This window comes from Syntrophorhabdaceae bacterium, assembly GCA_028713955.1.
Taxonomy (GTDB): domain Bacteria; phylum Desulfobacterota; class Syntrophorhabdia; order Syntrophorhabdales; family Syntrophorhabdaceae; genus UBA5609.
The window spans coordinates 25521-41297 of sequence record JAQTNJ010000004.1; the positions used below are offsets into that span (position 1 = coordinate 25521).

The window sequence follows — 15777 nt, forward strand, 5'->3', positions numbered from 1 at the left end:
ATAGCCAAATACTAAGGAGGTTTTTCATGAAGAGAGAAAGGAACAAAGAGGTAACAGTTTTTGCTGCAGCATTAGCTGTAGCACTAGTATGTGTCATGATCTGTGGTGTTCAAACATCGGCGGTTGCATCTCCTGAGAAAAAGGTGACGTTAACTCTGATGTCTGCGAAGTTCGGATCAAGCGACTACATCCTCGGCAGCGCTGTAGAGAAGATTGTCAACAAGCTAAACCATCCCTGGCTTAAAATTATGACCGTTGAGGGCATTGGGGGTACCGATAACATAGTGACTTACGACAAACTCTCCTTAGAGAAGAAACGAAGGACTATCATGAACGTAGGTGATGCGGGCTACTATGCTGCAGTTTTGGGGATGAAACCCTGGTTCACGAAGAAATACAAGAACTTGAGGGCAGTCTGCTCCTTTGGGACAGGAGAAATGTTTTTTGCCACAATGAACCCATCGATCAAGAGTATATACGACCTTGAAGGGAAAACTCTGGGTGGACCGGACATGGGTTCCTCTGCGTCAGTGCGCCTCCGGGAGTTTCTTAAGGCAGCGGACATGACCGGAAAAATCAACATCAAATGGCTCGGTTTCTCGAAGGCAGCGGAGGCCCTACAGGACAGGAGGGTCGATGCCATCATTGTTGTTTCCTTCTCGAAGAGAGTTGCCCCGGGATTTACCTCCCTTTGGACCAAACAGGATAAAATCTATGTCTTTGGCATGCCCGCGGATCTCTTCCCCAAGGTCCATGCAGCAGGCTGGCCCTTTCGGGCGGTTACGATAAAACCTCTGACCTACACGCCGAACCAAACGACCGAGATTACTGTACACCAGATGCTTGCTCGCACCTATTTTACTGGCGTGGAGGCAGATGCAGATACTATATACGAATTTGTAAAACTTATGTATCAGAATGTTGACAAGTTTAAGCAGTACCTCCCGGCAGGAACAAGCCCGACCAGGGATGAGTTGTCCAATCTTCCGGTTGATTCGGAAGCGGAGGTCCATCCGGGAGCGCTCAGATTCTTCAAAGAGATGAAAGTGAAGATAGGTGCACCGTGACGGAAAACAACTCTTTGGTAGAGGAGGTGACGAAGAAATGAAGACAGCAGAACTATATACGAAACGAGATATCATTATTATAGCCATAGCGGTAATGGCTGTTTTATACCACTTTGCCTATATTGCGTTCACCATGTTCGGACCCACGCAGCACCAGATCATCCATCTCGGGCTGGTCCTCATTCTCGTCTGCCTTGCCCTACCTAAAGGGAAAAAGAAGCCTAACATACTTCAACTCCCGACACTCATCGTCGCAGCAATCTGTATCATCTATGTCTGGATTAATTATGAGGATCTCGAAATCAGGGCAGGCCACCCTATACCCCTTGATGAGGTGGTGGGTTGGCTTCTCATTGCAGCCGTGCTCTCGACAACTTGGATGTCCTTCGGCTGGGTTCTGCCAATTCTCAGCCTAGTTGGCATTGTGTACATGTTTGTTGCCCCATACATGCCGGGATCGCTTCAGGGACCGGAACTAAGTTCCTCGAAGATTATTAGTTATTTAGTAATAGGTTTCCGGGGTATCTTCGATGTACTCCTTGATGTCTCCGCCAAGGAGATATTTCCCTTTATCATCTTCGGTTCCTTTCTCATCATAACAGGCGCCCATATCTTTTTTAACGAGGTGGGAAAGATTGTGGCGCGACGGTTTGTCGGGGGCTCCGCCCTGAATTGTGTAGTAAGCAGCGGTTTGCTTGGTATGATCACCGGAACCCCGGCGGCCAATGTCGCTGTCACGGGCACGTTTACCATACCCTCCATGAAGGCCGATGGGAGGTCACCGGAAGAGGCTGCGGGGTTCGAGGCGTGCGCAGCCACAGGGGGTACCGTCATGCCACCTGTCATGGGTGCAACTGCCTTTATCATGGCAGGCGTCATGGGTATCGCGTACGCACACATCTGTTACATCGCTATTATACCGGCCGTCCTTTATTACCTTCTACTCCTTTTCAGTGCTCAAGTGACCGGGAAGAAACTACGCCTGAAACCATCGTCCGAAGGGGTAAATTGGCATAACCTTGCGATATACTCTCCAACCTTCCTCTTGCCCATCTGTTTGCTCACAATATTTCTAATATCGGGTATCAGCGCCATATATGCGGTGTTATGGACCTCAATAGTTTTAATCTTAGTCAGCTTTATCCAAAAGAAGACAAGACCCACAGTGAAGAAATTCATCAGTGCCTGTAAGGATGGCGCCATGATGGCAGCTCGGATTGGCGTTGCCTGTGCCTGTATCGGAATGCTCGCCTCCGCCCTTCAGGTAACACAACTCGCCATGAGGCTGCCCGACATCATCGAAGCTCTTTCATTCGGCAATCTCTTCATCTCGCTTGTCTGGGCTGCCATTGTGGGTATAATCTTGGGCTGTGGCATGCCGGGTATGGCTGTCTACATCATCCTCGTCATCGTAGCTGTTCCCATTCTTGAAAACTTAGGTGTCGAAAAAGAGGCTTCCCATATGTTCATGCTCTACTATGCGGTTTTCTCTGCCATCACTCCGCCGGTTGCACTGGCAACTATCGTTGCGGCCAAGGTTGCAGAGGCAGATTTCTGGGGTGCTGGCTGGCAGGGGGTCAAGATTGGGATAGTGGGTCTTAGCATTCCCTTTATCTTCGTCTATAGGCCGGAACTATTGCTTGTGCCGGGCACCACTTTAGGGAGCGTGACTTTGGCCTTTACGGTTGTCGTGATTACCTACATTCTTGCTGTTGCGTTATTAAACAACTTCTTACTACAGAGGCTTAGCCTAATAGAAATGGTCATCTCAGGGATCTCCGTTGCTACCTTACTTGTCTACCTCTTTTGGCAAAACCATTTGGCCCTTATTGTGGGACTATCAGGTGCCTGCATTATTTTCATCTGGCAAGGGGTAGTGGAAAAAAGGCGTCGGATCGAGGCTGTAAAGGCATAGGGAAAGGGCGCCATAATAGAACCATGGAAGAGACTTTAATAGGTTACAACCAATGGATTTTTATATATAGCAAAGAGACAAATGTCGGGAGATGAAGAAATGAAATATCTCGATATAAGCTGCGGCCATGAGCATGACCATTTCAACGGATTTCACTAAAAAACCAAGGAGGTAAAAAATGTTTGAGGATTTGCGTGAGTGGATGAAAGAAGTTAACAAGATAAACGAGCTTGTCGTTATCAATGGTGCTGATACGGACGATTTTGGACCTGTGAGCCAGATAACATCTCGCAATGAGGCACAGGCCGTTATTTTTGATAACGTCAAGGGTTACAAGCCCGGCTTCAGGATGGCGGCAAACATGATGCAAAATATCAGGACATTCAATCTAGCCCTCGGATTACCTTTAGATTATTCGATCAAACAAACTATTGAAGTGCTGACAAAAAAAGTTGCAGAGTGGAATGAGAAATCAGTTCAGTTCGATCCGGTCGAAGTGAAGGATGCACCCATCCTAGAAAATGTGAAAACCGGCGATGAAATTGACCTGAGTATCTTCCCGGTTCCGAAATGGCATGATTTTGATGGAGGCCCTTACATAGGTACAGCGGACAATATTATTACCAGAGACCGCGAAACGGGCCTTGTGAACCTGGGCACGTATCGGTCACAGCTTCTTAACAAGAATACGGTGAGTATATTTATCTCGCCGGGCCATCACGGCAGACTCCATTATGAAAAATACTTCGAGAAGGGAGAACCCTGTCCTATCGTTATGGTATATGGCTCAGACCCCACAACCTTTGTCATTTCTTCACAGGAGATCCCGGAAAAAATCTCTGAGCTTAATTACATTGGTGCCATAAGAAACAAGCCGGTGCCGGTAGTGAAAGGCAAGGTAACGGGACTTCCTATTCCTGCTGGCGCCGAAGTCGCTGTCGAGGGTTTTCTTTATCCGGGGCAGACGATGCCCGAAGGACCTTTCGGCGAGTGGCCTGGTTATTATGCGGGTGGTGTGGTAGACCGGCCGTTTCTTAAGCCGGAGGTGCTCTATTACAGAAACAATCCAATCCTCACCGGTTGCCCGCCTGCAAAGGCAATATGGGCTGACCAGGCATTTCTTAGGTCTGTGTTGCGCTCCGCACTTCTATACAGCGAGATGTTAAGTGCCAATGTACCCGGTGTTAAAGGGGTGTGGGTTCCTCAGGTTGGCGGTTCCAGGCATCTGATAATTGTAGCCATAGAGCAGCGATATGCTGGTCATGCTACCCAGGCAGGCCTTGTTGCTACCGGTACAAGGGCTGGAGCTATGCAGGGAAGATACACGATTATCGTTGATGATGATATAGACATCTATGACATGGAAGATGTGATGTGGGCAATCTGTACAAGGTCAAGGCCTCATGAAACGGATCTCATAAAAGTTACGTGGAGCACAGAAACAGACCCAACGATTAGGAAACCGTCCGAGAACCTGACGACATCAAGAGCTATTATATATGCGGTGAGACCATGGGAATGGAGAGATGAATTTCCAAAAGTGGATATGGCAACTGCCGAGACAAGAACAGAGGTCTTGAACAAGTACAAAGATCTCTTCGGCGGAAGGTGGAAACAGATTTGACAAAGAAGGGCAGAGTAAGAAGAGGCTAGGCTTACCGACTAGCTGTGCCAGCAGCACTTCAGGAACATGAGAAATATGCTGTGAAGATAAGATAGATTTATAATTGGTTTAAATTCCGGGAGTTTTTAAACCTAATGCGGTGGATTATTGAACCAAAACAGGAGGTGAAAGGAGGTGAAATAATCGTTTATAAGTATGTATTCTTTAACTACATATTAAAAAGGAGGTAGGAATGAGAAAATTATTAATTGTTATGCTTATATTGTTCCTTGCACCGCCTGTTTTTAGCTATGCAGGTACTGTGGCAAGTAGATGGGATATAAGCATTGGTGGTTTCGTAAAGTTTGATGGCGGCTGGGCAAGCCAAGGGGTCAACGGTGATTACCTTTATGCATCACCGGAAAGCATCACCGGCAACAAGAACGTAGTTGATGAGTATGGCAACTCCTTTATGGCATCCGGTGAAACAAGGCTTAATTTCGCCATTAAAGGCCCTAACGCATGGGGAGCAAAGACATCGGCCTTCATTGAGGGCGATTTCAGACAGTCTGGTGCATATGAAGGCTTCAGGTTGAGGCATGCCTGGTTGAAATTTGATTGGGCAAAGACATCCCTTCTCATCGGTCAGGCTTCAACGAAATGGAAAGGGATGACCACGTATAACGTGCTTGGAATATCTGAGCTCGCAATGGCAAAAACCAACAGGGTTCCACAGATTATGTTTACAACGAAGTTTACAAAAAACTGGTCGTTATCCTACGGTATAGTTTCTCAGTATAAATCGAACTTAGCAGGCGGCTCCAGGGCGCCCACCGGTATCCCTGCGGCTTCAAATACACAGAGATTAAACGATCTGCCGTTTGTTGAAAGTGAATTAGTCTATAAAACCGATACCTACGGCAAGATCGGTCCTAGGCCATTGACATTGGCTTTTGGCGGATTCATAGGTAGAGACAAGATTGCAAGGCGTTCAGGTGTAGCAGGCACACAATGGTATGATGATGATGCAAACACATGGGGGCTTGCATTTAAAGGCTTTATACCGGTTATTCCCGAGAAAAAAGGCAACAAGGCTGGTTCACTCGCCTTTACCGGCACAATAGTAATCGGACAAGGGTCAAGTACAGAAAGGTATCCTTCAGATGTCTGGGATGCATACGTAAGACGAGCTTCAATCACTGCAACAGACTTTGATGCAGCGAATGCGACAAATTCAGCAGGATGGGCAGAGTTGACCTACTACTTTACAGACAGTATTTATGCGAGTGCTGTATACGGTACTAGCCAGTGGAACTTAAGCAGTACAATCAGGAACGACGCAACGTATATGAACTCAAATTATCCAAGATCGGTTCAGCACTACGTTGTAAACCTGATGTATGATGTCAATCAGGCAATCAGGTTTGGTGTAGAATATACGCATATTAACACAGCTTATGCTAGGGCTCAGGCTGCAGGCAGCGGCGGAGCGAGTGGCTCTCTTGATGTCGGCCGTGTAGCAGCGTGGTATTTCTTCTGAATGACTGAAAGTCGAGAGGTTCCATCACATCGTGATGGAACCTCTACATATGTTTTTAAAAAGAGCCTTTTTCCGTTGTATCTAATCAATGATGCTAAAACGGTAACGTCAAGTATTTTGTGTCAGCATCCAAAAATATAATATACCACCTCAGTAGTGTCCGGTAAAACTTTATAAAAGTATGGCCTGTTCTTTGTACTTGTCGGATATAAAGGCAACGAAACCCAAATCCTTCAAGGAGGAACAGACCATGAACAGAGTATACAATATTTGCAGAGTTGTTAAAGCTTTGTCCGAGATATCAATTTGAAAGGACCACAGAGCGCTATAGAGGTAACCGTTACGTGAAGACCTTTACGGCATGGCAGCAGTATATCACTGTTCTTTATTCCCAGATTACACATAAGGACAGCCTGCGGGACATCGAGACGGGACTTGCCGGTAAGTCAGACCGCCTCTATCATCTGGGCTTAAGCGGGATACACAGAAGCACACTCTCCGATGCCAACGCGAAAAGGGATTACCGGATATTCGAGGACATGTTTTATCATCTTCTTATACGATCCCGGGACCTCACCCCGAAACACAGATTCCGGTTCAGGAATCCCCTCTATACGATCGACGCAACCGTCATCGATCTGTGTCTGTCGGTATTTCCCTGGGCAAGGTTCAGGAAAACCAAGGGTGCGGTAAAGATGCATTGCCTCTATGACCACTCGGGGCCCTTCCGTCCTTTCTGACCGTTACCGACGGTAAGCGGCATGAGGTGACAGCGGCACGGGAGACCCCGTTCCTTTTGTTGCCGGACAGCATCGTCTCCGTCGATAAGGCGTATATCGATTACACATGGCTGTATTCGTTGAACATGAAGAGGATATGGTTTGTCACCAGGGCAAAGTCGAATATTGATTATGCTGTTGCCGGACAGCATCCGGTAAAAGACAAAAGGGTCATAAGCGATGAGCGAATATCCCTGGAAGGACCGCTTACCAGACACAAATATCCCCGGGATTTGAGGCTCATCAGATTCTATGATGAGGAGAGACAGAAGACCCTCACGTTTTTAACGAACAACTTCAGGCTTGCCGCAACAACAATAGCGCAGATATACAAATCCCGGTGGCAGATCGAACTGTTCTTCAAATGGATCAAGCAGAACCTGAAGATCAAATCATTCCTTGGCACAAGTAAGAATGCCGTTCTGACGCAAATATGGGTGGCCATGTGCTACTATCTGCTTCTCACCTACATCAAATACCAGACGAAATATGGGTACTCTCTGCTGCAACTGAGCAGAATGATCCGTGAAATGCTTTTTGACCGGAAGAGTCTTATTGACATTTTGACTGTGCATCCTGAACATCTCCCAGCCGTGAGAAATGAGACGCTGCAGGGAGCTTTATTTTAACCGGACAGTAATGTAAAAATAATGAAAAAATATTCGGAGTTATGTGGTAATCGCAAGAGATGTTGGGTTAGATTGAAGGAATGACAAAATACACTGACTTGCGTGGTAAGGCCCTTTTGTTTCTCCTGTGCCTCTGGTTTTTGTGGTTTATCAACTTTAATATCCGGATGGTCTTCTCGCCGATCTTGCCGATCGTGGAGGATGAGTTTATTGTGAACCACGCCCAGGCAAGCGGCATCTTTTTATTTCTGTCTATTGGGTATAGTATTGCGGTCATTATCGCAGGGTTCTTTTCAGGGACCTTCGGCTACAAAAAGTCTATTATCTTTTCGCTGTTGCTTTTGGGTCTGATCTCTTTCGCGATTCCTTTCGTTCGTACATTTTGGCTGCTCTATGTTTCCGCTTTTTTCATCGGTCTTTTCGTTGGTTTTTATATCCCTTCGGTCATTCCGCTGATGACCGAGTATTATTCAGAGAACAACTGGGGCAAGGTGATCGCTATTCATGATACCGGTGCATCGATAGCCATATTCGCTGTCCCTTTTATTGTCCTTTTTCTTCTCCGGTTCTTTTCATGGCGCGGTATCTTTATAGTGTTTGGATTCATTTTCCTGGCCTCCGCTCTTGTTTTCTCATTTATGTGCAGCGAGGTAAAGCTTAATAATCCCCCGAAGACAGTATTCAGGGATCTTGTTAAAATGCGGTCCCTCTGGCTTATGGCAATACTTTGCATTTTTGGCGCGGGAGCGAACCTGGGCATTTACTCTATCACTCCGTTATACCTCGCAAAGGAGCTCGGATTAGGGTTCGGTTATGCAAATACGATATTAGGCATATCAAGGCTGGGAGCCATTGGTGTGGCCATCTCCTGCGGTTTTCTGATCGACAGGTTCAACCTGCGAATAGTCATGTTCCTTGTTCTGCTCATTACAGGTATCCTGACTGTTCTTATGGGGATGGCCTCTGCCGGATTCATAGGGATCGTCCTTTTTCTCCAGGCATTTTGCGTAACGGCTTTTTTCCCCGTTTTCCTTGTAGCGATAGCAAAAACCTTCAGCCGTGAAATGCGAAGCCTGGCTACAGGCGTTATCCTGGCCTTGAGCATGGTCTCCGGAGGGGGACTGATCCCCTACCTTCTCGGTCTCGCAGGAGACCTGCACAGCTTCGGGCTGGGCATTACCATCCTTGGAATATTTGTGGCCCTATCCAGCCTGCTGGTCTTTCATATGAAAGATCTTGAATAGCTTCCATCCATATACGCATATACCCTTCCACGCATCTACGATTCTCCAGTGCAGTTGATAAAGCACGTATGGTATGATACAAATACGTTAAGGGGTGATGAGCTATGACGAACGAGCTTTTGAGAAAGATTCCGAAGGTCGATGACGTCCTGAAACATAAGGACTGGAAAAGGCTTGTCCGGGAATATTCTGAAGACATAGCCAAAGAGGCGCTGAGGGAATGCCTTGATGAGCTAAGGCTCAATATCAAGGAAGGAAAGGCAGCTTCTGTACCACCGGTCAGTGATATCGTCGGCGCCGCGCAGAAGAGGGTAGCGCTCATTACCGCTCCCCGGCTGAAGCGGGTCATCAACGGAACAGGCGTTATCATCCACACAAACCTCGGCAGGTCCCTGCTTGCCCAAAAGGCCATCGATGCCATTGTGAATGCGGCATCGTACTATACAAACCTCGAATATGACCTGAAGAAGGGTGCGCGGGGAGACCGCCACGAACACTGCACCTTTGTCCTGAGACGGCTTACCGGCGCTGAAAGCACCCTTGTCGTGAATAACAATGCCGGCGCTGTGTTCCTTACACTGAATACACTTGCGGATGGGAAAGAGGTTATCATCTCAAGGGGTGAACTCGTTGAAATAGGCGGCTCATTCAGGATCCCTGATGTGATGAAAAAGAGTGGAGCCATCCTGAGAGAGGTAGGTACAACCAACAGGACATACATTGAAGATTATGAACGTGCCATCACTGAGGATACGGGCCTTCTCATGAAGGTCCATACAAGCAATTTCCGGATCAGGGGCTTTACGCACGAGGTAAGCGTGGAAGAACTCACGGCCCTTGGCAGAAGGCATAATATCCCCACGTACTATGATGCGGGGAGCGGGCTTTTCTACCCCATCGGCGACGGGGATGGACTCGATGAGCCGTTGGTAAAGCAGGAGCTTCTCAAGGGACTTGATGTCCTCTCTTTCAGCGGCGACAAACTTCTCGGGGCTCCCCAGGCAGGGATCATCCTCGGGGAGAAGCAGTGCATCGATATGATGAGAAAGAATCCCATGACAAGGGCCTTGAGACCCGATAGGTTCACCCTCGCAGGGCTGGAAAGCACGTTGCTCCTCTATCTCGACATGGAGACTGCGCGACAGGAAATACCCACCCTTTCGATGATCTTCCAGGACAGCAGACTACTCAAACGGAGGACGCAGAGGGTCGCTGCGGTGATCAGGAGAAGGTGCGACGACCTGTCTGTGTCTGTTATTGCCGTACAGTCCGAAGTCGGCGGCGGAAGTCTCCCTGATGTAGTGATCCCCTCTTTTGCCGTCTCGCTTCAACCGGGGACAATGAGTGTCGAGCACTTCGAAGACAAACTGCGCAGCCTCAATGTTCCTGTTATCGGGAGGATCGAAAGAGACCGCCTTATCCTTGATATGAGAACCATCCTCAAAGACGACGAACCTTTCCTCGTCTCCGGGATCGAGACTGTCCTCAGGGATGAGTAATACATTCCACATCACGTGCGAAGAAGACGGCGCGCGCCTCGATGTCCTTCTCTCCGAAAGACTTTCTCTGACAAGAACGAAGGTGAAAGACATGATCGAGGGGGGTCATATCCGTATTGCCGGGAAATCCCCGAAACCCTCACTGAAGGTCAAACGTCTTATGGAGATCGAGGGCGAGATACCCCAGGAAGAACCTCTGACACTTGTGGCCCAGGCAATTCCCCTGGATATCCTTTATGAAGATGAGTACATGCTCGCCATTAACAAGCCTTCCGACATGGTCGTCCATCCTTCCCTGGGGCATAAAGAAGGGACACTGGTGAATGCCGTGCTGGCGTATCTTGGGCGGAGAGCTGAGAGCGGAGAGCTGAGAGCGGAGAGCGGAGAGCAGAGGGCAGAGGGCAGAGGGACGAGGGACGGGGAATGTGGAGCGAAGGCAGAGGGACGAGGGACGAGGGACGAGCAAGGCAAGACCACGCCGAACACCGAACGCCGAACACCGAACGCCGAACCGGCAGGTTCGGCAATGCGTCCCGGTATCGTCCACAGGCTCGATAAGGGTACCACAGGGGTCATCATCATTGCGAAAGATAGAAAGACTCAGGAGATGCTTTCAAGCCTTTTCAAGGAACGGAGCGTCAGGAAGGTCTACAGGGCAATCGTTGAGGGTATTCCCAAAGAAAACGAATGGAACGTCGAAGGAAACATCGGCAGGCACCCCGTGGAGCGGAAAAAGATGGCTGTTCTTAAAGAGAAAGGACGATCATCTCTTACAGGATTCAAGGTACTGGAAAAGCTGGACGGGTTTGCCTATGTCGAGGCATACCCGAAGACAGGCAGGACGCACCAGATAAGGGTACACCTCGCGTACTCAGGGCACCCCATAGTCGGCGATGCATTGTATGGAAAAAGGGCAAAAAGGTTAGCAGGAAGGCCCCTCCTCCATGCCTGCACAATTGAATTTGTACACCCCGTCAGGAAGGAACCTGTCTCGATTGAAGCGCCGGTGCCGGAGGATATGGTGGAATTTATAAGAACAGTAGGCAGTAGGGAGTGAAGATCAGGTTAAGGCTAAGGTTAAGAAAAAGGGTAAAAAATCTTAACCTGTTTTTTATGCTTAACCTTAACCTGCATTTTTATTGCTGATAGCCGGCAATAAAGGATCAACATGAACTTTGAGCTTGCGTATAAAGGCGACTGGTCATATTACTGCATCCCGGAGCTTGAGACGACAGGTATTTTACACGGTTTTTTCACCAGGGCATCTCCATCGCTTGAACCTTATGGGAAAGACGGAAAGACATTTCTCGATGCCTTTGCATTACAGCGTTTTGTTATAATGAATCAGGAACACGGCGATACGATTCACGTAATCCGGGACGGAGAGAAAGCCGTTAACGGCGACGGCATCATCATCATTGAAAAAAATGTTGCGGGGATTATCAAGACTGCCGATTGTCTCCCCGTCATTATTGCTGCTCCTGGGTTGCCGATGGCCGGCATAGTCCACGCAGGCTGGCGTGGCACTGCCAGGAAGATAACCCTGAAGGCAGTACAAAAAATGGTAGAACTCGGCGCAGCAAGAGAAAGTCTCGTTGTCCTTATGGGTCCCGCTGTCGGTTCATGCTGTTACGAGGTTAAAGAAGATGTATATAACATATTCAATAAAGAGGGGTTCCCGGACAGAGTTTTTCGTAAGGCCGGCGGTACTACCTACCTTGATATGAGGGAGGCAAACAGGGAACTTTTGCGCCAGGAAGGCGTAATAAAGATATATGATGTCAACCTTTGCACGTATTGCAGCAATGGGCTCTTTGCCTCATACAGGCGTGGCGAACGGAGCAGCAGGCAGATAAACTTTGTTTCTCTCAGGGGATAAGGTATAATAACCATAGCAAAATACAGTAGGCACTGGAGGTCTTTACTGCATACTCCATAGTATTCCATAGTGCTCACTGATTTACTTGCTGTAAGCTGTCAGCTGAAAGCTGCGAGCTGGGTTTGATATGAAATACAGAAAAGAACTTTTTATCACATTACTCATATTTCTCACCCTCGGTTTTCTTGTCTATCTCGAGACACAACTCCCTTTCTTTACAAAATTCCTCCCCGTCGGGGAGAACAAACTTGTCATCATTTTTCTGAACATCAATCTTTTGCTGATCCTCCTCTTCCTCTTCCTGATTACGAGGACGGTGATCAAGGCCTATATCGAGAAAAAGCGGGGCATCTGGGGATCCGGGCTCAAGCAGAAGCTTACCTCAACGCTGCTCTTTATCTCTATCGTGCCGTCCTTCACACTTTTTATCCTTGCCACCGGTTTTTTCTATATCAGTATGGATAAATGGTTCAGCCAAAAGATAGAAGATACTATAGAAAATGCCCTTAACCTCACACAATTCCATTATGAAGATATTTTTAACCGGTATGAAAAGATCGGCGCATCACTGGCAGGGGAGATAAGAAAAAAGAAACTGCTAAACGATGAAACGGCATTGAGCACATATATCAACAGGAGCGCCAGGACGTACTTTCTCGATTACCTGTCTGTCCACAAGGTATCAGGAGGTATCATCAGGGTCAGGGACAACCTCAAAGAGGACTTTGACGAACGGCTGTCGAAGAAGATCAAGGCGGCGATCCATGGCAATATCATACGGGAGATCATCCCCATCGAGGAGGGGGAGCTGGTCATTACCGGCACAAAGGTCCTCGATGATTCCGGAAATATGCGCGCGCTTTTGTTCGTCGGCGACACCATCAAGGTCCACGGAACGCAACGGATCAAGGAGATTGCCACAACCTACAAGGAATTTAAAGAATCGCGGGCCTACAAAAAGGTCCTCAAGTACAGCTTTATCATCCCGCTGTTTCTGATCACCATGATAACGATCTTTTTTTCCATGTGGGTAGGGATAAAGATGGCTGCCGAGATCACTATCCCCATTGAACGCATGAAGGAGGGCGCATCGATCATCGCGAAAGGCAAGTTTGACATAAACCTCGAAGAGCGGGGCAAGGACGAGATAGGCACCCTTGTGAGGGCCTTTAACAGCATGGCCAGAGAGCTCCAGATAACGAAAGATGAGATAGAGGAGAAGCGAAGGTACATAGAGGTCATCCTCGACAATGTTGCAACGGGCATTATCTCTACGGACACACGGGGGAATATCCTTCTTCTTAACAGGGCGGCAAGGGCGATACTGGGCATCGAGAGGGATCAATGGGTTGGAACACCGCTCAAGGATATCCTCGGTGATGATTTCAGAGATCTCATGAAGTCCTTTCTGAAAGAGGTCAGGAGGGCAGACAGCGGGAGCATCACAAAAGAGGTGCGGCTCAACCTCAGGAAGGATGTAACCTACATCAGGGCTTCGTTAACGGTTTTGAAAGATGAAGCGAGGAAGGCCGAAGGATTCATCATCGCCTTTGATGATATCACCCATATTGTGCGGGCGGAAAAGCTTGCCACCTGGAGGGAGATCGCGAGGAAACTGACCCATGAGATCAAAAATCCATTGACGCCGATCATCCTTTCTGCCGAGAGGATCAGAAGAAAGTTGCTGGCGCAGTTCACGGGTGAAGAAAAAGAGGTCCTCGATGAAACGACATCGGTTATTATACGGTCCGTGGATGATATCAAAGGGATCGTGAACGAGCTTACCAAACTGACCCACACCTCACAGACAAAGACGTTGGAGGATCTGAATACTATCGTGGAGGAGACCATCGGTCTTTATAGACACCTCTACCAGAATGTTACTTTTCAGTATGAGAACGAAGGGATACCTCCTTTAAGGGTAGACAGGGACGGGATCAAGAGGGCGCTCATCAATCTCATCACCAATTCGGTGAAGGCGATCGATAACAGTCAGGGCACAATCAGCATTCAAACGAGATACTCCGAGGAGAAAAGCGCGGGTATTATAGAGATCACCGATACCGGGAAGGGGGTTCCCGACGAGGACAAAGAGAAGATCTTTGACCCCTATTTTACCAAGGACAAGGAAGGTCAGGGTCTTGGCCTGGCGATAGTCCATTCGATCATACTTGAGCACCACGGGAAGATCCGGGTAGAAGACAATACCCCCAGGGGGACGAGATTCGTCATAGAACTTCCGATCATAGAAACGTAGTTCATATAAATACCCAATCACCAATAACCAAGCTCCAATTAATCACCAATATCCAAAATTCAATAACCAAACAAGAACTTCCCGGTATTGTTTCCCGTTTGGGTATTCGGTCATTGGTTATTGGGTATTAATTGGTGATTGATGTTTGGTTATTGGTGATTGGGTATTGTCGGTGCCTTAAGTGTGCCCTTTAAATTAAGGCATTTCTGTGTTATACTGTTGACATGAAAGTGATTTGTGCGAACAAGAAGGCATACCACGATTACCACATCGAGGAAAAGTTTGAGGCCGGTATCGTGCTGACAGGGACTGAGGTCAAGGCGCTCCGTGAGGGCAAAGCAAACCTGAAGGATAGCTATGCACGAGTCAAGGATGGTGAGGTCTTTCTTGTCAATGCCCATATAAGCCCGTACTCCTGCGGGAACATCTATAACCATGACCCGAAACGGACACGGAAACTTCTCATGCACGGCAGGGAGATAGACAGGCTTGTAGGAAAGGTGAAGGAAAGGGGTTTCACACTGGTGCCGCTGTCACTGTACTTCAATAAACGCAACATGGCAAAGATGGAGATCGCGCTTGCAAAAGGCAAGACCCTCTACGATAAGAGGGAAAGTATCAGGAAAAAAGATGAAAAAAGGTTAACGGAACGCGAGGGAAGGTTGAAGTGAAATATATGGGGGCGACAGGTTTCGACAGGGATGTAAGGGTCAAAGAGGCATGCCGGGTTACTGCTTACCCGTACCCAAGCGGAACTAAACATAACTGCAGACTCTCACGAGTACGCACTAGCCGCTTAGCGCGGCTACATCATCCGGACTTTCTTTCTGCTTTAAGTCCGGAATGGTGTCATACAAGCAGGATAGTCTCCCTGAACGCCTGTACAGGTAGGCGAAAACTTGCAGGCTGGGATGATGGAAAACCTGTCAGAGGGTGCTTCGTCATCCGAGATAAATACACTGACTAAGCATGTAGTCTCTCTGATTGCCTTCTTCTTTGGACGCGGGTTCGATTCCCGCCGCCTCCACCATAACTTCTTGGTCCTTTCCGTTGACAGGTTGAGGGCATTCAAATAGTTTTTCAAGATACCGCGACGCCGCGCCTATTGCCGAGTTAGGAGCCCATGGGGGCCTTGAGTTGTCACCACCGGTTGACTCACCCCCGCAATTCTGATAACCTTATAGGTCTACATGCAAAAACAATCCGGCTGGAGACAAAAATCCAAAGAAGATATTCATGAGATCTTCCGATTCTGCGAGGAATACAAGTCCTTTCTTGACAGGTCCAAGACAGAAAGGGAGGCCGCCCGGTATATAGCGGATTACCTTGCGAAGAACGGTTTTTCAGAGGATTGTACTGGTGAAA

General features: G+C 48.0%; 12 protein-coding genes and 1 other RNA gene. All 13 read left to right on the top strand.

What is annotated here, in order from left to right:
* The first annotated feature begins 26 nt into the window (after positions 1 to 26).
* The 13 genes from PHU49_00865 to ssrA all read left to right on the top strand — a co-directional run bounded on the left by PHU49_00865 (position 27) and on the right by ssrA (position 15442).
* A complete protein-coding gene (locus tag PHU49_00865) occupies positions 27 to 1067 on the top strand; it encodes a TAXI family TRAP transporter solute-binding subunit (protein MDD5242541.1) in 1041 nt (346 codons plus the stop codon).
* A gap of 37 nt (positions 1068 to 1104) precedes the next feature.
* A complete protein-coding gene (locus PHU49_00870; GenBank protein MDD5242542.1) occupies positions 1105 to 2982 on the top strand; it encodes a TRAP transporter fused permease subunit in 1878 nt (625 codons plus the stop codon).
* A 178-nt stretch (positions 2983 to 3160) separates the two neighbouring features.
* Positions 3161 to 4606, top strand: a complete 1446-nt coding sequence (locus PHU49_00875) for a UbiD family decarboxylase (protein ID MDD5242543.1) — start codon at positions 3161 to 3163, stop codon at positions 4604 to 4606.
* Positions 4607 to 4838: 232 nt separating this feature from the next.
* On the top strand, positions 4839 to 6125 hold the full coding sequence (locus tag PHU49_00880) for a hypothetical protein (protein ID MDD5242544.1): 1287 nt from the start codon (positions 4839 to 4841) through the stop codon (positions 6123 to 6125).
* 266 nt (positions 6126 to 6391) lie between these two features.
* Positions 6392 to 6865: a DUF4372 domain-containing protein gene (locus PHU49_00885; GenBank protein ID MDD5242545.1), complete on the top strand. Its 474-nt coding sequence runs from the start codon at positions 6392 to 6394 to the stop codon at positions 6863 to 6865.
* A gap of 26 nt (positions 6866 to 6891) precedes the next feature.
* Positions 6892 to 7533: an IS4 family transposase gene (locus PHU49_00890; GenBank protein ID MDD5242546.1), complete on the top strand. Its 642-nt coding sequence runs from the start codon at positions 6892 to 6894 to the stop codon at positions 7531 to 7533.
* Between the two features lie 80 nt (positions 7534 to 7613).
* Entirely contained in the window at positions 7614 to 8777 is a 1164-nt protein-coding gene (locus PHU49_00895) for an MFS transporter (protein ID MDD5242547.1), read from the top strand.
* Between the two features lie 104 nt (positions 8778 to 8881).
* Positions 8882 to 10276 carry an L-seryl-tRNA(Sec) selenium transferase gene (gene selA, locus PHU49_00900; GenBank protein MDD5242548.1) on the top strand — a complete coding sequence of 465 codons (1395 nt, stop codon included), beginning with the start codon at positions 8882 to 8884 and terminating at the stop codon, positions 10274 to 10276.
* A complete protein-coding gene (locus PHU49_00905) occupies positions 10269 to 11333 on the top strand; it encodes an RluA family pseudouridine synthase (protein MDD5242549.1) in 1065 nt (354 codons plus the stop codon). The genes selA and PHU49_00905 overlap by 8 nt, the downstream gene beginning before the upstream one ends.
* Positions 11334 to 11444: 111 nt before the next feature.
* Positions 11445 to 12155 (top strand): peptidoglycan editing factor PgeF, encoded by a 711-nt coding sequence (gene pgeF / locus PHU49_00910; GenBank protein ID MDD5242550.1) that lies wholly within the window; start codon positions 11445 to 11447, stop codon positions 12153 to 12155.
* Positions 12156 to 12282: 127 nt separating this feature from the next.
* A complete protein-coding gene (locus PHU49_00915) occupies positions 12283 to 14412 on the top strand; it encodes an ATP-binding protein (protein MDD5242551.1) in 2130 nt (709 codons plus the stop codon).
* 224 nt (positions 14413 to 14636) lie between these two features.
* Positions 14637 to 15083 carry an SsrA-binding protein SmpB gene (smpB, locus tag PHU49_00920; GenBank protein MDD5242552.1) on the top strand — a complete coding sequence of 149 codons (447 nt, stop codon included), beginning with the start codon at positions 14637 to 14639 and terminating at the stop codon, positions 15081 to 15083.
* Between the two features lie 7 nt (positions 15084 to 15090).
* Positions 15091 to 15442, top strand: a transfer-messenger RNA (tmRNA) gene (gene ssrA / locus PHU49_00925).
* The last annotated feature ends 335 nt before the right edge of the window (positions 15443 to 15777 follow it).

Coding starts and splice junctions, on each gene's coding strand:
- PHU49_00880 (MDD5242544.1), top strand. CDS start 4,839: ATGAGAAAATTATTAATTGTTATGCTTATATTGTTCCTTGCACCGCCT.
- selA (MDD5242548.1), top strand. CDS start 8,882: ATGACGAACGAGCTTTTGAGAAAGATTCCGAAGGTCGATGACGTCCTG.
- PHU49_00870 (MDD5242542.1), top strand. CDS start 1,105: ATGAAGACAGCAGAACTATATACGAAACGAGATATCATTATTATAGCC.
- smpB (MDD5242552.1), top strand. CDS start 14,637: ATGAAAGTGATTTGTGCGAACAAGAAGGCATACCACGATTACCACATC.
- PHU49_00865 (MDD5242541.1), top strand. CDS start 27: ATGAAGAGAGAAAGGAACAAAGAGGTAACAGTTTTTGCTGCAGCATTA.
- pgeF (MDD5242550.1), top strand. CDS start 11,445: ATGAACTTTGAGCTTGCGTATAAAGGCGACTGGTCATATTACTGCATC.
- PHU49_00875 (MDD5242543.1), top strand. CDS start 3,161: ATGTTTGAGGATTTGCGTGAGTGGATGAAAGAAGTTAACAAGATAAAC.
- PHU49_00905 (MDD5242549.1), top strand. CDS start 10,269: ATGAGTAATACATTCCACATCACGTGCGAAGAAGACGGCGCGCGCCTC.
- PHU49_00895 (MDD5242547.1), top strand. CDS start 7,614: ATGACAAAATACACTGACTTGCGTGGTAAGGCCCTTTTGTTTCTCCTG.
- PHU49_00915 (MDD5242551.1), top strand. CDS start 12,283: ATGAAATACAGAAAAGAACTTTTTATCACATTACTCATATTTCTCACC.